This window comes from Thalassolituus sp. UBA6592 (genome assembly GCF_002433655.1).
GTDB lineage: Bacteria > Pseudomonadota > Gammaproteobacteria > Pseudomonadales > Oceanobacteraceae > Venatoribacter.
Window position 1 is genome coordinate 1 of sequence record NZ_DJIO01000161.1, and the last position, 20,880, is coordinate 20,880.

20 protein-coding genes are annotated in these 20,880 nt (G+C 52.2%); 3 read left to right on the plus strand and 17 right to left on the minus strand.

Features of this window, described 5'->3' with window-relative positions:
• Nucleotides 1-365: 365 nt before the first annotated feature.
• The 17 genes from B2Z72_RS16270 to rpsB form a co-directional block, all read right to left on the minus strand.
• The gene (locus tag B2Z72_RS16270) at nucleotides 366-698 is read right to left on the minus strand and encodes a hypothetical protein (protein WP_296981760.1); all 333 of its coding nucleotides are present in this window, start codon (nucleotides 696-698) and stop codon (nucleotides 366-368) included.
• Nucleotide 699: 1 nt separating this feature from the next.
• A complete protein-coding gene (locus B2Z72_RS16275; RefSeq protein WP_296981758.1) occupies nucleotides 700-1,230 on the minus strand; it encodes a hypothetical protein in 531 nt (176 codons plus the stop codon).
• A gap of 188 nt (nucleotides 1,231-1,418) precedes the next feature.
• Entirely contained in the window at nucleotides 1,419-2,036 is a 618-nt protein-coding gene (gene rnhB / locus B2Z72_RS16280) for a ribonuclease HII (RefSeq protein ID WP_296981756.1), read from the minus strand.
• Nucleotides 2,037-2,041: 5 nt separating this feature from the next.
• Entirely contained in the window at nucleotides 2,042-3,190 is a 1,149-nt protein-coding gene (gene lpxB, locus B2Z72_RS16285; protein WP_296981755.1) for a lipid-A-disaccharide synthase, read from the minus strand.
• Complete coding sequence (lpxA, locus tag B2Z72_RS16290) at nucleotides 3,190-3,960, minus strand: acyl-ACP--UDP-N-acetylglucosamine O-acyltransferase (RefSeq protein ID WP_296981753.1); 771 nt, start codon at nucleotides 3,958-3,960, stop codon at nucleotides 3,190-3,192. The genes lpxB and lpxA overlap by 1 nt, the downstream gene beginning before the upstream one ends.
• Nucleotides 3,957-4,421: a 3-hydroxyacyl-ACP dehydratase FabZ gene (gene fabZ / locus B2Z72_RS16295; RefSeq protein ID WP_296981751.1), complete on the minus strand. Its 465-nt coding sequence runs from the start codon at nucleotides 4,419-4,421 to the stop codon at nucleotides 3,957-3,959. Before fabZ ends, lpxA begins: the two co-directional genes overlap by 4 nt.
• Nucleotides 4,421-5,449: a UDP-3-O-(3-hydroxymyristoyl)glucosamine N-acyltransferase gene (lpxD, locus tag B2Z72_RS16300; protein WP_296981750.1), complete on the minus strand. Its 1,029-nt coding sequence runs from the start codon at nucleotides 5,447-5,449 to the stop codon at nucleotides 4,421-4,423. The genes fabZ and lpxD overlap by 1 nt, the downstream gene beginning before the upstream one ends.
• A gap of 14 nt (nucleotides 5,450-5,463) precedes the next feature.
• The gene (locus B2Z72_RS16305; RefSeq protein ID WP_296985286.1) at nucleotides 5,464-5,955 is read right to left on the minus strand and encodes an OmpH family outer membrane protein; all 492 of its coding nucleotides are present in this window, start codon (nucleotides 5,953-5,955) and stop codon (nucleotides 5,464-5,466) included.
• 38 nt (nucleotides 5,956-5,993) lie between these two features.
• Nucleotides 5,994-8,552, minus strand: coding sequence for an outer membrane protein assembly factor BamA (bamA, locus tag B2Z72_RS16310; protein WP_296985289.1), 2,559 nt, complete (start codon nucleotides 8,550-8,552; stop codon nucleotides 5,994-5,996).
• A 32-nt stretch (nucleotides 8,553-8,584) separates the two neighbouring features.
• The gene (gene rseP / locus B2Z72_RS16315; RefSeq protein ID WP_297005300.1) at nucleotides 8,585-9,922 is read right to left on the minus strand and encodes an RIP metalloprotease RseP; all 1,338 of its coding nucleotides are present in this window, start codon (nucleotides 9,920-9,922) and stop codon (nucleotides 8,585-8,587) included.
• A complete protein-coding gene (gene ispC / locus B2Z72_RS16320; protein WP_296982652.1) occupies nucleotides 9,919-11,115 on the minus strand; it encodes a 1-deoxy-D-xylulose-5-phosphate reductoisomerase in 1,197 nt (398 codons plus the stop codon). The genes rseP and ispC overlap by 4 nt, the downstream gene beginning before the upstream one ends.
• On the minus strand, nucleotides 11,112-11,957 hold the full coding sequence (locus tag B2Z72_RS16325) for a phosphatidate cytidylyltransferase (RefSeq protein ID WP_296982653.1): 846 nt from the start codon (nucleotides 11,955-11,957) through the stop codon (nucleotides 11,112-11,114). Before B2Z72_RS16325 ends, ispC begins: the two co-directional genes overlap by 4 nt.
• The gene (locus tag B2Z72_RS16330; RefSeq protein WP_296982654.1) at nucleotides 11,950-12,717 is read right to left on the minus strand and encodes an isoprenyl transferase; all 768 of its coding nucleotides are present in this window, start codon (nucleotides 12,715-12,717) and stop codon (nucleotides 11,950-11,952) included. Before B2Z72_RS16330 ends, B2Z72_RS16325 begins: the two co-directional genes overlap by 8 nt.
• Nucleotides 12,718-12,730: 13 nt before the next feature.
• The gene (frr, locus tag B2Z72_RS16335; protein ID WP_296982655.1) at nucleotides 12,731-13,288 is read right to left on the minus strand and encodes a ribosome recycling factor; all 558 of its coding nucleotides are present in this window, start codon (nucleotides 13,286-13,288) and stop codon (nucleotides 12,731-12,733) included.
• Between the two features lie 5 nt (nucleotides 13,289-13,293).
• Nucleotides 13,294-14,025 (minus strand): UMP kinase, encoded by a 732-nt coding sequence (pyrH, locus tag B2Z72_RS16340; protein ID WP_296982656.1) that lies wholly within the window; start codon nucleotides 14,023-14,025, stop codon nucleotides 13,294-13,296.
• 257 nt (nucleotides 14,026-14,282) lie between these two features.
• Entirely contained in the window at nucleotides 14,283-15,137 is an 855-nt protein-coding gene (gene tsf / locus B2Z72_RS16345) for a translation elongation factor Ts (RefSeq protein ID WP_296982657.1), read from the minus strand.
• Between the two features lie 115 nt (nucleotides 15,138-15,252).
• On the minus strand, nucleotides 15,253-16,002 hold the full coding sequence (gene rpsB / locus B2Z72_RS16350; protein ID WP_296982658.1) for a 30S ribosomal protein S2: 750 nt from the start codon (nucleotides 16,000-16,002) through the stop codon (nucleotides 15,253-15,255).
• A gap of 322 nt (nucleotides 16,003-16,324) precedes the next feature.
• On the opposite strand from rpsB, the gene map reads away from it, so the two are divergent.
• The 3 genes from map to B2Z72_RS16365 all read left to right on the plus strand — a co-directional run bounded on the left by map (nucleotide 16,325) and on the right by B2Z72_RS16365 (nucleotide 20,797).
• Nucleotides 16,325-17,104 carry a type I methionyl aminopeptidase gene (map, locus tag B2Z72_RS16355; protein ID WP_296982659.1) on the plus strand — a complete coding sequence of 260 codons (780 nt, stop codon included), beginning with the start codon at nucleotides 16,325-16,327 and terminating at the stop codon, nucleotides 17,102-17,104.
• A gap of 1 nt (nucleotide 17,105) precedes the next feature.
• A complete protein-coding gene (glnD, locus tag B2Z72_RS16360) occupies nucleotides 17,106-19,799 on the plus strand; it encodes a [protein-PII] uridylyltransferase (RefSeq protein ID WP_297005304.1) in 2,694 nt (897 codons plus the stop codon).
• Nucleotides 19,800-19,957: 158 nt separating this feature from the next.
• Nucleotides 19,958-20,797, plus strand: coding sequence for a pirin family protein (locus B2Z72_RS16365; protein WP_297005307.1), 840 nt, complete (start codon nucleotides 19,958-19,960; stop codon nucleotides 20,795-20,797).
• Nucleotides 20,798-20,880: the final 83 nt, after the last annotated feature.

The window sequence follows — 20,880 nt, forward strand, 5'->3', positions numbered from 1 at the left end:
AATGGAAAAAGTAAAATGCAGGCGCTTGGCGCAGCGATGCGCAAGCTGGTGCAGATTTGTTTTGGTGTTGTGGGCGGTTGGGAGAAATGGTATCTACATAACTTTTGAGATTAAAACTGACTTTTAATTTTCAACCCGCGCTGGTCGGATAACATTTCTGGTTTATAAAACCTAAAATATCGTACCTATACGGGATGAAATCTGCACCCCTTGCACTATGCCTTCAAGGCATCAAAGGGCAGCCGAAAATAAGCCTTCATAGAGATATATACGACCGTATAACCGTAAATGCTGGAGATTATCCAGCATTTACCGGTCACTGGGTATCGACTTAGCAGCCCCCTGACGTTGATCCACAGAAGAACTTAAATTGTCGAAGCAATAATTGCATTTTTAAATGCAGACTTTGTCGCAACTAAACAACCCAATCCTTTAAACTCCGCTTTAGATACCGACTTTTTACTCTTTTTAATGAGCTTCCTTAGCCAACCTTTTGTAAAGAAAGACGAGCCAGACATAAGATCAGTAACCAACTTTTTCATATTTGCGTTACAGGTTTTATTTCTTTCAATCATTCCCTCAACAACCTCTACGGTTCTTTCATTAAAAGACGATTGATAAGCCTTAATTGATGAATCCTCACCAATAACGGCAACAATAAAACCATACAAACGTTCTTTCTCTTCTACAGACAACATCTTAGATTCCTTTCATAATAGATCTGAATTGCATTTCATTCAAACCCGAACTATTAACCATCAATATATAATCCGGTTTCTGAACATCAACCAAAAAGCCGAGGCATTCACCCAGGCCGCATACAGAATAAATTTTATTATCACCATCAACATTTAAGACAGAGACAGCATCCAGGTCATAGGTAGCTTTATATATTTCATAACTACCGCTAAAGCGCTCCCTATCCAACCCTTTCAGGTCACTGAAGTCTTTAATACCAAAAACATAAAGCGGATAGTCCTGTAAATTGAAATACTCGTCGAACCCCTCCAGCTCCCTGGTTATGGTCTGAGCAAAAACAGTATGTCCATTCGCCATCTTAACCGATATGGACATATCTCCGGCGGAATAAAAGGATGCCTCTTTAACCATTACTTCTGGTAATGAAATACTGAAACCTGGGGTTCGCATATAGATTTGAGAGCTATCCGTACCCCCAATAGCAGAACAACCGGACAACAAGGCCACCGCCAAAGATAATATAATTTTCATAAAAGTCCTTTTACTTAAAAATCAGTCATAAACTATCTACCCCACGCCATACGGTCAATAGTTTTAATTAAAAAAACATCTTAATCATAACATCCATTACACAGCTTTCTGACATCATAGAAAATTGGCAAGAAATACCCAGCAAATACAGATATAGCCGATGGATCATCAAGAAACGATATTAAAAATCAGAAATCACTGTTTTTAAGCAGCGCTTTAACCGGTGCATAACTGCGGCGGTGAATTTCGCAGGGGCCAAGTTCTTTTAAAACATCCAGATGGGCTTTGGTGCCATAGCCTTTGTGTTTGGCAAAACCGTAGCCTGGATATTTTTCATCGAGAATAACCATCTCACGGTCGCGCTGAACTTTGGCCAATACCGATGCTGCAGAAATGGCGGCCACCAACGCATCACCTTTGATAATGGTGGTGGTTTCCAGTGTGGTTTCCGGTGCTTTATTCCCGTCGATCAGGGCATGCACACAGGGCAACTGCAAGCCTTCTATGGCACGACTCATGGCCAGCATACGGGCATTTAAGATATTTATTTCGTCGATTTCTTCAACGCTGGCGCGGGCGATACAATAATCGAGTGCTTTCTCACGGATTTCGTCGAATAATTTTTCGCGTTTTTTTTCCGTGAGTTTTTTCGAATCGGTGAGACCTTCGATGGGATTCTGCGGATCAAGAATCACTGCTGCCGCAACCACATCCCCGCACAATGGACCGGCGCCGGCTTCATCGACGCCGCAGTATGGAATACCGTCGTCAAGCAACTGTTGTTCAGCTTCTGTCTGTACCGTCATGGGTTTTACTTCGCCGCCTGACGTTTATCAATCAGTTCAGCAATGGCGGCAGCGGCTTCGTTGTCGGCATCACGTTTCAGCTGACGGTGAATAAACAGAAAGGTTTCGTGCAGCTGATGCATGGCTGCAGAATCTTCCAGACGCACCAGCAGGGCTTCGGATAAATGCTCGGCGGTTGCTTCGTGCTGGATATATTCCGGCACCAGCTCGCGTCCAGCCAATAAATTGGGCAAAGAAATATGCGGCTGAGTCACCAGCCGTTTAAGAATATGGTATGTCAGCGGTGCCACAGCATAACCAACGACCATAGGCTTTTTCAGCAGCATGGCTTCCAGCGTGGCGGTACCAGAGGCCAGCAGTATCGCATCGGCTGCGGTCATGCAGGTGTGGGACTGACCGAGTACTACTTTTACCGGCAGATTCACCGGGTAGTCGGCCAGCTGAGCTTCAATCTGATTACGGCGCTCTACCGATGCCGCCGGAATAATAAACTGCAGTTCCGGACGTTTACGGCGCATCAGTTCCGCCGTACGCAGAAACAGTTCGCCAAGACGCTGGACTTCGCTGCCGCGGCTGCCTGGCATCAGGCACACGACTTTGCTGTCTTTATCCAGGCCCAGTTGTTCACGTGCTGGCGCAGTGGGCGTTTCAAACGGGATTTTATCCGCCAGATGGTGGCCGACGAATTTAACCGGAACGTCGTGTTCTTCGTAAAACCGTGCTTCAAACGGAAACAGGGTCAGCATCAGATCGACCGCGCGTTTAACTTTCAGCACACGTTTCTGACGCCATGCCCACACCGAAGGGCTGACGTAATGCGCGGTGGTAATTCCGGCGGCACGCAGCTTTTCTTCTAATGTGAGGTTAAAGTCGGGGGCGTCGATGCCAATAAAAACGTCGGGGGGATTTTTGATCCAGTGATTGATCAGATCACGGCGGACTTTGAGCAGTTCAAATAAACGCCCGAGCACTTCCACCAGCCCCATCACCGACAGCCGCTCCATTGGCACAAAGCTGTTAAAGCCGTGCGCCTGCATCAGCGGACCGCCGATGCCTTCGAATTCGGCATCGGGATAACGTTCTTTCAGAGATTTGACCAACCCGGCCCCGAGCATATCGCCCGAGGTTTCACCGGCCACAATTGCAATACGCACTAGCGGATAATGCCCCGGGTTGCAGCTTTGATGCTGTCAGTCAGTACTGCCACTGCAGCGTCGGCGGCGGCCACTGATTCGAGCTCTTCCATAGCTTCGGCCAGCGTCAGGCTCTGACGGTACAGGGTTTTGTAGGCTTTACGCAGGTTCAGGATGCTGTCTTTGCTGAAGCCACGACGCTTCAGACCTTCGCTGTTAATACCGTGTGGCGCTGCCGGATAGCCCTGAGCCATGATGTAGGCCGGAATATCTTTCAGCACAACGGTTCCGGTGCCGCACATGGAATGCGCGCCAATGGAACAGAACTGATGCACCTGAGTTGCCCCGCCAAGAATAGCGTAATCGCCGATCTTTACGTGGCCTGCAAGGTTGGTGTCGTTGGCGAGAATACAGTTGTCTCCGACGATACAGTCGTGGGCAACGTGTACGTTCACCATAAACAGGTTATTACTGCCGATAATCGTGGTGCCATTATCCTGTATTGTGCCGCGGTGCAGCGTACAGGCTTCACGAATTACGTTGTTATCACCGATCACCAGAGTGGTCGGTTCACCGGCATATTTTTTATCCTGGCACTCTTCGCCAACACTGGCGAACTGGAATATGCGGTTATTTTTACCAATGGTCGTCGGCCCGTTCACGACTACGTGTGGGCCAATTTCCGTACCGTCACCGATTTCAACATCCGCGCCAATGATGGCGTACGGGCCGATTTTGACATCGGCTCCGATCTTGGCGGATGGATCAACAATGGCAGTTGAATGAATCATGTATGCTCCAGATCTCGCTCTGCGCAGGTAATTTCGGCCGCACATGCTACTTTATCGTCGATCAAAGCACGACAATCAAATTTCCACATGCCGCGACGTCCACTGACAAAGCGCGCTTCGAGGATGATCTGATCACCAGGGCCGATAGGACGCTTGAAGCGTACATGATCCGCACCTGCGAAGTAATACAGAGTGGTCGGCTTACGTTTCTCACCCAGCATAGTTAATCCCAGCAGGCCAGCTGCCTGAGCCATGGCTTCCAGCGTCAGTACGCCAGGCATAACAGGATGTCCCGGGAAGTGTCCGTTAAAGAACTCTTCGTTAATGGTGACGTTCTTCAGAACACGGATGGTCGCACCGTTTTCAGCTTCCAGATCAACCTCTTTGATACGGTCGACCAGCAGAAACGGATAACGGTGTGGCAGGAATTCATGGATTTGCTGAATACTTTCTGCGGACATCAAGATTTACCTTTTTGGCCTTTCTCTAACTGTTGTAGCCGCTTGGCTATAGAATCCAGTTGCCGGAAACGGGTCGCTGCGCGACGCCATTCGTTAAATGGCATCTGCGCGGTACCACTGCCATACGCTCCGGGCTCAGTAATCGACTTACTGATCAGAGCCATAGCAGCAACGTGTACGCCGTCGCACAGGGTGATATGTCCGGAAATACCGGCTCCACCTGCGATGGTGCAGTTTTTCCCTATGGTAGCACTGCCTGCAATACCGACGTTGCCAGCAAGGGCAGAACCATCACCAATCTGAACGTTATGTGCAATCTGGATAAGGTTATCAATAATAACGTTATCACCGATTACGGTATTACCCAGCGCGCCGCGGTCGATACAGGTATTCGCACCGATTTCCACGTCATTGCCGATTTTAACACCGCCGAGTTGAGCGATACGGGTCCATTTGCCGTTAGCCGGAGCGAAGCCGAAGCCATCGCCGCCAATTACAGCACCGGACTGAATCCTTACCCGGTCTCCCATCACCACATTGTGGTAAAGGGTTACGTTCGCGTTCAGCAGACATCCCTGCCCTACCACACAGTGAGCGTTCATTACGGTCCCGGTGCCGATTTCACAATCGTCACCAATATGGCAATGCTCGCCGATAACCACGTTAGCACCAATACTGACGTTGTTACCGATAACAGCCGTGTCCGCAATCACAGCGCTGGGGTGTATTCCGGCACTGCCCTGCGGGCGGTTATCAAACATTTGTGTTACCAGCGCAAATCCAAGATATGGATTGTCCAGTACCAACGCTGCACACGGTACATCGTCTGCAACGTCGGGGCTTACGATTACGGCAGCAGCATGGGTATCTGCCAGCTGCGGCCGATAGCTGGCATTGGCCAGGAAGCCAATTTCAGTGGCGGCAGCATCTTTCAGGGTGTTTACGCCTGTGATTTCGGTACTGCCGTCGCCTCTGAGTTCGGCGCCTGTTTTTTCTGCCAATGCAGCCAGGGTGAATTGTTTGGTCATGTGTCGGAAACCACTTACTTGGCGTTCAGTCGTTCCAGCAACAACTTGGTCAGGTCCAGATCCGGGTTTGCGTAAACCACGGCACCGGCCTGATAGACCACATCATAACCACCTTCATCAATGATTGCCTTAAGCAACTTCTCGAGGTCAGGCAATTTACTTTGGAAAAAATCTCTCTTCCATTTCTGGTCAAGTTGTTGCAGCTTACGCTGATAAAATTGATATTCTTTCCCTTTTTCTTCAAATTCGCTTTGAAGCTTGTTCATCTCGTCGGTGCTCATTACCGCACCGTCTTTCTCCCTTTTCTCGCGGATCGAGATCAGATCCGCTTCCAGACTCTTCAGCTGATCAACATCACGTTTGTTGTCATTCTGAAACTGCTGATAAGACGATTTGGCAGCATCAGACAGGAACAGCGCACGCTCCATATCTACTACGGCAATTTTTGTTTCTGCTGCGGCGACCTGAACAAAGACTGTCGCTAAAACCATTAATAACCAACGCATCCTCAGACTCCTATGTCGTTTTGTGTAGATTCTTGTTATCAGAAAACCTGGCCAAGAGAGAACTCGAAGCCTTCAGTATCATCACCACGTTCATCATTCAGCGGGAATGAATAAGTGAATGTCAGTGGTCCGATCGCGGTAATCCACGTCAGGCCAACACCGGTGCTCAGACGCAGTTCGCTGAGATCAACGCCGGAATCACAGTATGGGTGTTTGGTCAGCGTCGGAATGTCCGGATCATTCGGCACATAGCATTCGTCACTGAACGCGTTACCGGCATCAAAGAACACCACGCTGCGTACCGAGCTGCGGTCCTCGATGAACGGGAACGGGAAGATCAGCTCAACACTGGTTTCCACCAGCATGTTACCACCCAGCGCACGCTCACTTTCAAGGTAGCGTGGAGCCGTCACGGCCGAGCCGTTCCCGTCAGTTTCATACAGCGGACGATAGTGGTTCGGGTTGCTGATCGGGTCCGCAGCGCCGTCAGCGTCGGTTACGTAAACCACGCTTGGTGCAGACTCATCAACAATCGGACGGCCAAGCTCATCCAGTTCATACAGTACATCGCCGTTGGCATCCTGCTGGGCCACTTCGACCACAGTGTATTCCGGCAGACCTTTTGGCCCCAGACTGTTGCTGGTATAGCCACGTACAGAGCCGCCGCCACCGGCACGGAAGTTCTTGAAGAATGGCAGACGCTTCTGATCACCATAGCCGTCACCATAACCCAGATCGGTACGCAGGCGCAGTGACCACTCACCGGCAATCGGGAAGTAGTAGTTGGCGGTATAACCCAGTTTGTAATAGGTCAGGTCACTGCCCGGCACGGTAATGTCCGCAGACAGTCGTTGCTCCATACCAGCGGTCGGGAACATACCGCGGTTGAGGCTGGAGTAACGCCAGTTCAGACCCAGAGTGTACTCATCGAACTTGTCACCTTCGTTATCGAGGAAGTCGATGATTTCTGCCGGAACCGTAGTGCCTTCAAACATTTCGGTATTCTGATAACCAACCGAGAACGACAGGCGCTGGCGGCTGGAAATCGGGTAGCCGTAAGTTACGTTACCACCCAGGGTATTGGTCTGGTAATCGGATACGGTATTCAGGCTGGAGTAATCCGTCTCACGGTAGAACAGGTTGAAGCCGCGGCTCACACCATCAATGGTGTAGTACGGGTTCATATAAGAGAAGTTATAGGACTGTACGGTATTGTTCTTCTGCATGCCCAGCGACATACGGTTACCGGTTCCCATAAAGTTGTTCTGACTGATGCTGGCACCCAGAATCATACCGCTGCCACCGGCATAACCGACGTTAAAGTTCAGGCTGCCGCTGAGCTGTTCTTCAACGTTGTAGTTCACGTCGATCTGGTCGTCGGTACCCGGCACGGCCGGCGTTTCAACGTTGACCATTTTAAAGAAACCGAGCTGATTCAGACGGTTTTTACCGGCGTTGATCTTTTCAGTTGAGGCCCAGCCGCCTTCCATCTGCAGCATTTCCCGGCGCAGCACTTCATCTTTGGTGCTTTCGTTACCGGTGAACTGAACACTGCGCACGTAGGTACGTTTGCCCGGCTCAACAAAGAAGGTCAGATCAACGGTTTTATCTTCATCGTTAATCCTGGGAATGCCGTCTACCTTGGCAAAAGTGTAACCATCGTTACCCAGACGGCGCGACATCAGATCGCTGCTGCTGGTGACACGGCGACGGGAGAAGGTATCGCCCTTCTTCAGCAGATACAGACGGGTGAATTCGTCTTCATCCAGCACCAGATTACCGGCCAGCTTCATATCATTAATGCTGTATACATCGCCTTCGGTGACGTTGATGGTGATGTAGACGCCGTCTTTTTCCGGCGATACAGAAACCTGAGTGGATTCAATATTGAAGCGGATATAACCGCGGTCCAGATACCAGGAGCGCAGGGTTTCCAGATCCGCGGCTAACTTCTCGCGGCTGTATTTGTTGTCGCTGGCGTACCAGGACCAGAAATTAGTGGTCTGCAGAGAGAACTGCTTCAGCAGCTCGTCATCGCTGAATTCGTCGTTGCCGACGATATTGATGTGCTCGATGTTGGCAACGTTGCCTTCATCCACATGAATCTGGAGTGACACACGGTTACGCGGCAGACGCACGACTTCGGTATCGATGTTGGCGTCATAACGGCCCTGAGATACGTACTGACGCTCCAGCTCCAGCGCGATACGTTCCAGTGTCGAACGTTTGAACACCAGACCTTCAGCCAGACCGGACTGCTTCAGACCGTCCATCAGCATTTCGGTCTGAATGGCTTTGTTACCGTCGATCTCGATACCGGTAATGGTTGGCAGCTCCACCAGCTGCACAATCAGAACGGAGCCATCGCGGTAGAGTTTAACGTCGTTAAACAGACCGGATTTGAACAGCGAGCGGGAAGCAGCCACCAGTGAGGCTTCATCCACTTCTTCACCCACATTCACCGGGAAGGTACCAAAAACTGTACCGGCCGAAACCCGTTGCAGGCCTTCCAGACGAATGTCAGAAACCACAAAAGATTCAGCAGAAGCGGTAGCGGAGAAAGCCCCCAGTAAAAGCGTAAACAGCAAAGAACGCATGAAAATCGTTATCCAGTCGTATCCGGCAGCAATTACAGCCGGCTAATATCATTGTAAAAAGCTACCAGCATCAGGCTCATAATCAGCATTAAGCCAAACCTGACTGCAACATCCTGTACTTTATCCGGAAGCGGTTTGCCGCGGATCATCTCGGCGAGATAAAACACGATATGCCCGCCATCCAGCATGGGCACAGGCAAAAGATTCAGTACGCCCAGTGAAACAGACAACAAAGCAAGGAAACTGATAAAAGACTCTAAGCCGCCAGACGCTGAAGCGCCGGCTACTTTAGCAATGGTAATAGGACCGCTCAAGTTCTTTACTGATACATCACCTGCGATCATTTTCCACAGGGATTCCAGAGTGAACACTATGTAATCACTGGTCTTGCTCAGACCGATCCAGATTCCCTGAAAAAATCCCGCGTGGCTGGTACGCAGCCAGGATTCCGGTACCTCAGGAATAACCGGCGCAGTGCCGACATAACCGATCTGCTCACCATCGCGATCTTTCGCCGCCGGCGTCAGATTCAGTGTGGTTTCCTGACCGTTACGCTCCACCAGCACAGACAGCGGTTTGTTGGCCGCAACTTTGATTTCCTCAACCCACTCTGCCCAGCTGTTCACTGCCCGGCCGTCAACCGCCAGAATGCGGTCACCCAGCTGCATACCGGCACGTTCTGCGGCGCCACCGGGTTCAATGGTGCCCATCACAGGGTCAAGCTGCAGACGGCGTGGCTCAACGCCCAGTGCGGTCATCGGGTCTGGCGTATCCTGATCGGCCAACCAGCTGTAAACCGGAATCTGTACTTCACGCTGGCCGCCACTTTCTGACAGCAGGCGGATATTCAGCTCGGTATCTTCGCCGATGTAGCCCACCAGTTCCCAGTTGACTTCCTGCCAGGTAGAAACCTCTTCACCATTGATGGCGATGATCTCATCACCTGTGTGTACACCCGCCATTTCTGCCGGACCATCGGCTTTCAGCTCACCCACCACCGGAGCCACACCTGTGGTGCCGGCAACAGCGATAAACCAGTAAGCGATAAAGGCAAAGATGAAATTGGCCAGCGGACCCGCCGAAGCAATGGCAATACGCTGCCAGGCCGGCTTTTGCGTGAAGGCCTGATCGAGCAGTTCCGGCGGTACATCGCCTTCACGCTCATCGACCATTTTGACGTAGCCGCCCAGCGGAATTGGAGCGACCGAGAATTCGGTACCGTGACGGTCGCGGAACGACCAGAACGGCTTACCGAACCCCACAGAGAAGCGGATAACTTTCACGCCACAACGACGCGCCACCCAGAAGTGCCCGTATTCATGGATAACCACCAGTACACTGATAGCAATAATGAAGTACAGAACTGTCACCCCGGCATCTCCACAGATTGTTGTGTATTAATCAGCGATCTGGCTGTTTCTCGTGCCCACTGGTCGGCGTCCAGAACAGCATCAAGAGAAATGACCGGCTGCGGCTGATGCTTTTCCATGACCTGGGCGATCAGACTTGGAATACCGGTGAAGGGAATTTGTTCCGCAAGAAATGCTGCAACGGCAATCTCATTGGCAGCATTCAGCACCGCGGGCATGGTACCGCCCTGACGGAAGGCGGTATCGGCCAGTGTCAGACAGGGAAACGTCTCTGCATCCGGTGCTTCAAAATTCAGCGTCGCAATGCGGAACAGATCGAGATACTCCACGCCGGCGGCAACCCGGTTTGGCCACGCCATACCATAGGCAATCGGGGTACGCATATCCGGCTGCCCGAGCTGGGCAATCACTGAACCGTCGCAGTACTGCACCATAGAGTGAATCACACTCTGCGGATGCACGACGACCTGCACCTGATCAGGCTGGCAGTTAAATAAGAAACAGGCTTCGATCAGCTCCAGCCCTTTGTTCATCAGGGTGGCTGAGTCGACGGAAATTTTCTGCCCCATAGACCAGTTCGGATGAGCAACGGCCTGGGCAGGGGTTACATTGTGCAGCTGTTCCGCCGTCCAGCCCCGGAAAGGCCCACCGGATGCGGTCAGCAGAATTTTCTCGATGCCGAATGCGCTGAAGTCACCATCGTAAGATTCCGGCAGCGACTGAAAGATAGCGTTGTGCTCACTGTCGATAGGCAGCAGCTCGGCACCGCCCTGTTTGATGGCCTGCATAAACAGCGGTCCAGCCATTACCAGGCTTTCTTTGTTGGCCAGCAGCACGCGTTTACCGGCCTGCGCTGCAGCAAGCGTTGGCAACAGGCCTGCGGCGCCGACAATAGCGGCCATGACCTGATCAACATCACTATGAGAAGCAATCATGGCCAGCGCATCTGTGCCGGTCAGTACTTCCGTGCGGCATTCAGGCGCCAGCTCAGCCATCAGCTGAGCAGCGGCAGACGGTTCCGCCATGACGACATAGCGTGGAGCGAATTCTTCAATATCGGCCAGCATGCGTTCAACACTGCGGGCAGCACTGAGCGCAAATACGGCATATTGATCAGGATGACGGCGAACGACATCCAGTGTGCTCTGACCAATCGAACCGGTTGATCCGAGCACAGTGATTTGGCGGATCATTTCACCAGACCCCAGCCCAGCAGCATCATGCAGAAAGCAAATACCGGAACCGCTGCCGCCATGCTGTCGATACGGTCGAGAACGCCGCCATGACCCGGCAGCAGGGAGGAGCTGTCTTTGATACCACGGTGACGCTTCATCATGCTCTCCACCAGATCACCCAGCACCGAGATCACCATGGTAATAACGGTGATGAACAGCAGTCGGATCACATCAGAGCCATCCATCGGCTGTAACCAGCGATCAATGCAGAAGCCAAAGATCAGCGCAATCACAATGGTGGTTACCAGACCGCCCCAGAAGCCGGCCCAGGATTTACCCGGACTGACGTGCGGTGCCAGTTTGGCTTTGCCCCACTGCTTACCGGCAAAATAAGCGCCGGTGTCAGCACCCCAAACAATCAGCATGACATAAATAATAAGCAGAGAGCTGTGCGGCTGGGTTTTCAGATGCATAAAGCCAACCCACATAGGCACCAGTACACAAAGACCGAGCAAGGCGCGGATTGGCCGTGCCGTCCACATATCGGTACCACCGGGATAGCGTTTTACCAGAGCAAAGGCGACCACCCACCAGAGGGTGCCGACGGCCAGGTAATACACCAGATATTCAGGGCGTACACGCAGGAAGCGGGCACTGATGTAAAGACACACAAAAACCGCGAATGCGTAAGCAATGCGACTCCAGTTCTTCTGATAGCCAGCGATATTGGCCCATTCCCAGGCACCAATGGTGGCAATCGCAGCAATAAAGAGAGCGAAAGGTTTATCTTCCAGAAAGAAGATACCGCCTATCATGATCGGCGCCAGCACAAGTGCCGTCAGTACACGTTCCTTAAACACCTTGTTTTACATCCTCAAGCTGGTCATCCGTACGGCCAAAGCGTCGGGTGCGGTCAGCGAATGCGGCTAACGCTTTGTTGTACTCATCTTCTTTAAAATCCGGCCAGTAAGCGTCGGAGAAGTAGAATTCAGAGTAAGCGGTCTGCCATAACATAAAGTTGCTGATGCGCATTTCGCCACCGGTACGGATCAGCAGATCCGGTGGTGGTAACTCATGCAGCCAGGTGTATCGGTGAAACACCTGCTCATTGATATCCGCAGCAGCCAGCTTGCCGGCCTGAACGTCGAGCGCGATTTTCTGCGCCGCCTGAGCAATATCCCACTGACCACCGTAATTGGCGGCAATCACCAGGGTCATGGCGGAGTTCTGGGCGGTAAGTTCTTCTGCGTCACGGATCAGCGTCTGCAGTCGCGGGGAGAAGCCGGTGACATCTCCCATCACCTGCAGACGGATATTGTTGCGGTGCAGCTTGCGCACTTCCCTTTCCAGGGCCATAACAAACAGCTGCATCAGCGCTCTGACTTCGTCCTGCGGACGACGCCAGTTCTCGCTGCTGAAAGCGAACAGGGTCAGTACCTCAACGCCATGACGCATAGAGGTTTCCACCACTGAGCGCACGGCATCAACACCGGCTTTATGCCCGGCAACACCTGGCATAAAGCGGCGCTTGGCCCAGCGGTTGTTGCCATCCATGATGATGGCAACATGGCGCGGTACCTGACCGCTGACGGCCTGTGAGTCGTCAATACTGGTCGACATACAATACGGCCGGTTAAACCTGCATCAGGTCTTTTTCTTTGACCGCCAGCAGAGAGTCGATTTCAGCGATGAATTTATCGGTCAGTTTCTGAATTTCATCTTCAGACTGACGCTGTTCATCTTCAGAGATCTCTTTTTCTTTCAGCAGATCTTTTACTGTGCTGTTGGCATCACGACGGATGTTGCGCACAGATACGCGGCCTTTTTCCGCTTCGGAGCGGGCCTGCTTGATGTAGTCTTTACGGGTTTCTTCGGTCAGAGCCGGCATTGGCAGACGAATGGTGTCGCCGTTAGTTGCCGGGTTCAGACCCAGATCCGATTTCAGAATGGCTTTTTCAATGGCTGGCACCAGGTTCTTTTCCCATGGGTTAATTGCCAGCGCGCGGCCATCTTCAACAATAATGTTGGCGACCTGAGAAATAGGCGTCGGGTTGCCGTAGTAATCCACCATAACGTTATCGAGAATGGCAGGGTTGGCACGACCGGTACGTACACGCTTAAACGCTTCGATCAGTGCGTGAACACTTTTACCCATACGCTCCTGAGCGTCTTTTTTAATGTCATTCAGCATCGTTATTATTCCTCACTTACAATCAGGGTGCCGTCGCTACCGCCAGTCATCAGACGGGCCAGCACTCCTGACTCATTCATATCGTATACACGCAGCGGCATTTTGTGGTCCTGAGCCAGAACAATAGCGGTCAGATCCATCACACCCAGCTGCTTCTCAAGCACTTCTTCGTAAGTCAGACGGTCGTATTTTTCTGCCGTCGGATCTTTTTTCGGGTCGGCAGTATACACGCCATCGACGTTTGTTGCTTTCAGAACCAGATCCGCATTGATTTCAATACCACGCAGACAGGCAGCTGAATCGGTTGTAAAGAACGGGTTACCGGTACCGGCAGAGAAAATAACCACATCACCGGAATCCAGAGCGCGGATTGCGCTGCGGCGGTCGTAGTGATCCACCACACCGCTCATCGGAATAGCGGACATCACGCGGGTCGGCATACTGGCACGTTCCAGAGCGTCGCGCATGGCCAGCGCGTTCATCACAGTTGCCAGCATACCCATGTGGTCACCGGCAACACGGTCAAGACCAGCTTCGCTCAATGCCTTACCACGGAACAGGTTACCACCACCAATTACCAGGCCAACCTGAACGCCAATACCACGCAGCTGAGCAATTTCCAGCGCCATACGGTCGAGGACTTTCGGATCGATACCGAAATCCATCTCACCCATCAGGGCTTCACCACTCAGTTTTAACAGGATACGTTTGTATTTAGCGCTTTTTTGCTCGGCCATGGCATTCTCCGGAATCGATTATCTGTCTGCAGCTTCAGGCTGTGCCTGATTTGAAGGGGCTCCTGCCCATACCGGTGTCTGCCGCTCAGTCAGACTCCGGCGCCCGCTATGGTAACGCGGGTTCCTGTCACGGAATAACGGTTTCGTCAAAATCCGTGATTTTTATACAAATATGCCGGGCAAGCCCGGCATATTTGGGTGGGTGTATGACCCCATAGTTCTGTGTATCTCGCTATGTGTTCACCACCCGTACAGCATCAGCCTTTCAGCTGTGCAGCAACTTCAGCAGCGAAATCAACTTTTTCGATTTCGATACCTTCACCTACTTCCAGACGCAGGAAGTTGATGATTTCAGCGCCAGCGTCTTTCGCCAGCTTACCAACAGTTACGTCTGGGTTTTTAACGAAAGGCTGTTCAACCAGGCTGTTCTCTTTCAGGAACTTGTTGATACGGCCGCCCATCATTTTCTCAACGATTTCAGCTGGCTTGCCTTCCATATCAGGCTGAGCCTTGATGATGTCTTTTTCTTTCTCAACAACATCAGCAGGCATGTCTTCAGGACGTACAACACGTGGGCTGGAAGCAGTTACGTGCATCGCGATGTCTTTAGCCAGTTCTTCATCACCAGCAGTCAGAGCAACGATACAGCCAACTTTGCCGTTAGAGTGCAGGTAAGCACCAACAACAGGCGCTTCGATAACTGCAGGACGACGTACAGTGATGTTTTCACCGATTTTCTGAACCAGAGCCATACGGGCTTCTTCCAGTTCGCCTTCCATCAGTTTGGCAACGTCAGTTTCTTTAGTGGCAACCAGTTTGGCCAGAACAGAGTCTGCGAAAGCACCGAAGTTAGAGTCGCCGGCAGCGAAGTCAGTTTCAGAGTTAACTTCAACAACGAATGCAACACCGTTCTGAACTTCAATACGCAGTTTACCTTCGGCAGCTGCACGGTCAGCTTTCTTAGCTGCTTTCAGGCCGGAGTTTTTACGCAGGTCTTCAATCGCTTTTTCGATGTCACCGTCGTTAGCAGCCAGTGCTTTTTTGCACTCCATCATGCCCAGACCAGTGCGTTCACGCAGCTCTTTAACCATTGCGGCAGAAATGTTTGCCATGTGTGTAATCCTCTTAATTTTCTGAATCTGTCTGCAGACCCGCAGTACATCCTGCAAGCCTGAATAAACCTTAAAAAAAAGGGGGCAAGCCCCCTTTTCCGGTCAGCGGCTGTGATTACTCAGCGGCTTCCTGTGCTGGTGCTTCTTCAGCAACTTCAACGAACTCGTCAGCGGCTACGCCGTTAGACTGTTTGCCTTCCAGTACTGCGTCAGCAATTGCGCCAGCGTAGATCTGAATTGCACGGATCGCGTCGTCGTTACCTGGGATAACGTAGTCGATACCATCTGGGTTAGAGTTAGTATCAACAACACCAATAACCGGGATACCCAGCTTGTTGGCTTCCTGAACAGCGATACGCTCGTGATCAACGTCGATTACGAACAGTGCGTCAGGCAGACCACCCATGTCTTTGATACCGCCGATAGAACGCTCCAGCTTCTCCATTTCACGGGAGCGCATCAGAGCTTCTTTTTTGGTCAGCTGTTCAAAAGTACCATCGGATTGTTGCGCTTCGAGGTCACGCAGACGCTTGATGGACTGACGGATGGTTTTGTAGTTGGTCAGCATACCGCCCAACCAGCGGTGAGCAACGAAAGGCATACCAGAACGTTCAGCCTGTTCTTTCATGATCTTGCCGGCGGCGCGCTTGGTACCAACAAACAGTACTTTGTTGTTACGCTGAGCCAGACCTTCAACGATCTGCAGGGCTTCGTTCAGAGCTGGAACAGTGTGCTCCAGGTTGATGATATGAATCTTGTTGCGGGCACCGAAAATGTATTTACCCATTTTCGGGTTCCAATAACGGGTCTGGTGACCGAAGTGAACGCCTGCTTTCAGCAGGTCACGCATGCTTACTTGTGCCATGTGTCTTTACCTTTAAATTTGGGTTAGGCCTCCACATACCCACCTGACCGACCCGATTTCTCAGGCACCCCGGCGCAGTGTTGCGGTATGTGTGTGTCATTTTTTACGCAGTATCCGGTATACCCGGAACGGCGGAGCTTTGAGCGCGGGCGCTTTATACCACTTTTCGCCAACCATGGCCAGTACGAAACCTGCGCCAGACACCCTTTACCGGCAGCGGATACAGGATATGGCGGATACGGACACTCCATTGGTTCAATCCGGCGCCCGTAACCAGTACAATACCGGACGTTTTTCCCCGTAATCAGGTAATTGGCATCCCATGAGTGTGAACATCAAATCCGCTGAAGACATCGAAAAAATGCGCATCGCCGGCCGGCTGGCGGCTGAAGTGCTGGAAATGATCGGTCCACACGTCAAACCCGGGGTATCCACCGGCGAACTGGACCGTATCTGCCATGACTACATCGTTAATGAGCAGGATGCCATTCCGGCACCGCTGAACTACCGCGGATTTCCCAAGTCCATCTGTACCTCGATTAATCAGGTGATCTGTCACGGTATCCCCAGCGACGACAAGCTGCTGAAGAAAGGCGATATCGTCAATATCGACATCACTGTGATCAAAGATGGCTACCACGGAGACACCAGCGCCATGTTTTATGTCGGTGAAGTCAGCCCGGCCAACAAACGCCTGGTCGAGATCACCCAGGAATGCCTGTACATTGGTATTGATATGGTTAAGCCCGGCGTTCGCCTGGGTGACATCGGCCATGCCATTCAGCAACATGCCGAAGGCAACCACTACTCCGTGGTGCGTGAGTACTGTGGCCACGGCATCGGCAAAGAATTCCACGAAGATCCCCAGGTTCTGCATTACGGCAAACCGGGAACCGGCCTGGAACTGCAGGCAGGTATGATCTTCACCATCGAGCCTATGATCAATCAGGGGTCTCGCTTTAATAAACTGATGAAAGATGGCTGGACCGTGGTTACCAAAGACCGCAAGCCTTCTGCTCAGTGGGAACACACTCTGCTCGTAACGGAAACCGGCGTGGAAATCCTCACCCTGCGTTCCGATGAAGAGCGGTACCAGATCTGATATGGATAACAAAGCACCGGCTCTGCCATCGATCGACTGTGAACAGTTACTTCAGGATCTGAAGCAATCCCCATCACCCATTCCGGTGATCAAACCAGTCCTTAAGCGCATTCAGGAAGAGGCTTACGCCTACTTCCGTGCAACACTGGACGCCAACCTGCTGGTCCGCCACCGGGCAGCGACCATTGATCAGGTACTGAATGTTCTGTGGCGCAATGCCGGTTTACCAGACCAGGACCTCGCCCTGCTGGCAGTAGGCGGCTATGGCCGCGGAGAACTGCATCCACACTCTGACATCGACGTGCTGCTGCTGTGCAAAGACGAAGACAGCATTAACCGCCATGGTGAGCAGCTGCAAAGCTTCATCACCCTGCTGTGGGACATCAAACTTGATGTAGGCCACAGCGTGCGTACCCTGGACGAATGCGTTACCGAAGCCAGTAAAGACCTGACCATCATTACTAATATGATGGAAACCCGCTCACTGGCCGGTGACGCCAGCCTGCTGGCACAGCTGAAAGAACGCACATCGCCGCAACACATCTGGCCGGCGCAGGAATTCTTCAAAGCCAAGTGGCAGGAACTGCAGGAGCGCCACGACAAGCACAACGAGGCCGAGTACAACCTCGAACCCAATGTCAAAAACTCTCCCGGAACCCTGCGCGACATTCAGACCGTTACCTGGGTAACCATGCGCCATTTTGGCCAGGGCAAGCTGCAGGCACTGGAAGAACAGGGATTCCTGACCGCTTTCGAACGCGAACGACTGCAGAACAGTCTCACTTTCCTGTGGCAGGTGCGCTTCGCTCTGCACATGCTTGCCGGGCGGGAAGAAGACCGCCTGCTGTTTGACCTGCAACGGGAAATTGCCGATCTGCTGGGCTTTCACAGCGATAAGAAAATGCTCGGCGTTGAGCGTTTTATGTCGCGCTTCTACCGCAACCAGCTGGCCACTACTGAGCTGACTGACCTGCTGCTGCTGCACTTTAACGAAGACTTTATGAAAGCCGGTAAAGTGTGCGAAGTGGAAACCCTGAATGAACACTTCGTTCTCACTAACGGCTATCTCCAGGCCAATGATCCTGACATTTTCAGTCGTGAACCTGTCTGGTTGCTGAAAGTCTTCCTGCTGATGACACAACTCCCGGACGCCAAAGGTATTCACTCAGATACCATCCGCGCACTGCGTGATCAGCGCGGCTGCATTGACGATGCCTTCCGCAGCAATCCGGAAAACAACCGCATTTTTATGCGGATCGTTACCAACCGCTCCTGCGTGGTACGTGAGCTGACGCGTATGATGCGTTACGGCATCCTCGGCCAGTACATTCCGGAGTTTGGTCACATCATCGGCATGATGGAGCACGACCTGCTGCACATTTATACCGTCGATGAACACAGCTTCCGTATGATGCGTTTCCTGCGCCAGCTGCGCTTTGGCGATGTGCGTGAACGCTATCCGATAGCCTCACGTCTGATTCACCGGGTACAGAAGAAAGAAATACTCTACCTGACGGCTCTGCTGCACGATGCAGGCAAGAGCATGGAAGGCGATCACACCGCCAACAGTGGCGAAATTGCCGCCGCTTTCTGTCGTCAGCACAACCTGCGCCCTACCGATTCGCACATGGTGGTGTGGCTGTGTGAAAACCATCTGCTGATGTCCAACGCAGCGCAGCGTCTCGACCTGAACAACCCGGATGATATTCACATGTTCGCTCAGGAAGTCGGCGACCAGCATCATCTGGAAATGCTGTTCCTGATTTCTGTGGCCGATACCGTCAGCACCAATCCCAAGCTGTGGACCGGCTGGCGTGCAGAGCAGATGCGTAACCTGTTCCGTAATACGCAGGATGCCTTCCGCCGCGGCCTGGGAAATCCAAAACACAAAGAAGACGTTATTGCTGAAGTACAGCGGGACGCCATGACTGAACTGCAGAAGCAGGGCCTGAGCGAAGAACAGGTACTGGCGATCTGGGGCACACCGGGTGATGACTACTTCCTGCGTGAAGGTACGGAGAACATCGTCTGGCAGACACTGGCAATTCATGCCCACGGTGACAGCAGCAAACCTCTGGTATCGATCCGGCAGACCTCTGACCGCGAATTTGAAGGCGCAACCCAGATCTTTATCTTTATGAAAGATCAGCTCAACTTATTCGCCGCGACAACAGCCACCCTCGACCAGCTCAACCTGAACATTCAGGATGCGCGGATTATGACGTCAGAAACGGAACTGAACGCGGTGGATACCTATATCGTGCTGGATGAGAACAACAAGCCGATATCCGATCCGAAGCGCATCGAACAGATCCGCAGCACACTGGCCGAAGCCCTCGCCGACCCGGATGACTACACAACAATCATTCAGCGCCGCACACCACGGGCCCTGAAACAGTTTAAGGTGAAGACACGGGTGTCGATGAGCAATGACCCGGTGATGCAGCGTACTGTTCTGGAAGTGATTGCTGCTGACCGACCGGGCCTGCTGGCACGCATGGGAGCCATCTTCGCCGAACGTGGCGCGCAGATGCAGGGCGCGAAAATTCTCACCGAAGGTGAGCAGGTATCGGATATCTTCTTCATCCTGGATGAAAATGGTAACCCTTACTCCGATGTCGAAGAATGCCAGCGACTGAAAGAAGCCATCATCCAGGGGCTGGATGAACAGGTGGAAGCACAGAGCGCGGTCTGACGACCATGCTCTGACTTCCGCTTTACCTCCTGATATGCCGGCGGCCAGCTTCCAGCCTTAGATAAATTCGAAAGAACCCAGCGAAAAAATCCGCTCATTTTACCGCGCTCAAGCCTGTATCTTGTTGTAATAGAAAAGCAACAATTCCGGAGCGCATAATGACTCACTCCAGCGTAGAAAAAATTATTCCAAGCCACCCGTCCTCTGATGGAGATGGCGTTAAGATCCGTCGTGTCGGCCTGTTCAATCAGCCGGGGGCAGACCCCTTCCTGATGATGGACGAACTGCTGTCAGATAACCCGGATGACTTTATTGGTGGTTTCCCGCCACACCCACACCGTGGCATGGAAACTCTGACCTATCTGATTCAGGGCTCACTGGAACACCAGGACCACATGGGTAATAAAGGTATGATCCACAGCGGTGGTGCCCAGTGGATGTCCGCAGGTCGCGGGGTAATTCACAGCGAAATGCCTGCCCGAGAAATGAAAAAACTGCATGGTTTCCAGCTGTGGATTAATCTGCCAGCGAAAAACAAAATGCAGGCACCGGATTATCGTGACGTTCCCAGGGAAGACATTCCACAGATTTCCGGTGAGCGATGGTCAGCCAAACTGATCGCCGGCGACTGGAATATTAACGGTACATCCGGCAGCGGTCCGCTGGACAAACTTGCCGCTGACGCGGCTTACGCCGATATCAATATGGAAGCTGGCAGTGAACTGACCATTAAAGTATCTGAGCACCAGAAGGTCATCGCTTTCGTTTATCAGGGCCTGCTGGACACCAGCCCCCTGGCGCCGGAGAAAGCGATGCTGATCTTCAGCAGCACAGATACCCTGACAGTGAAGGCGAAACAGGATGTCGGCATGATCCTGCTGCGCGGTACTCCTATCCGCGAACCTGTGGCGCACTACGGACCGTTTGTGATGAACACCATGGGCGAGATCGAACAGGCCATTGTTGATTACAACAGCGGTAATTTTGGTAACGGTTGATTTGCTTACCTTTCAGGGTAAATAAAAGCCTCATCAGGAAACTGATGGGGCTTTTTTATGGTTCAACGCATTTAAGCGTGAAA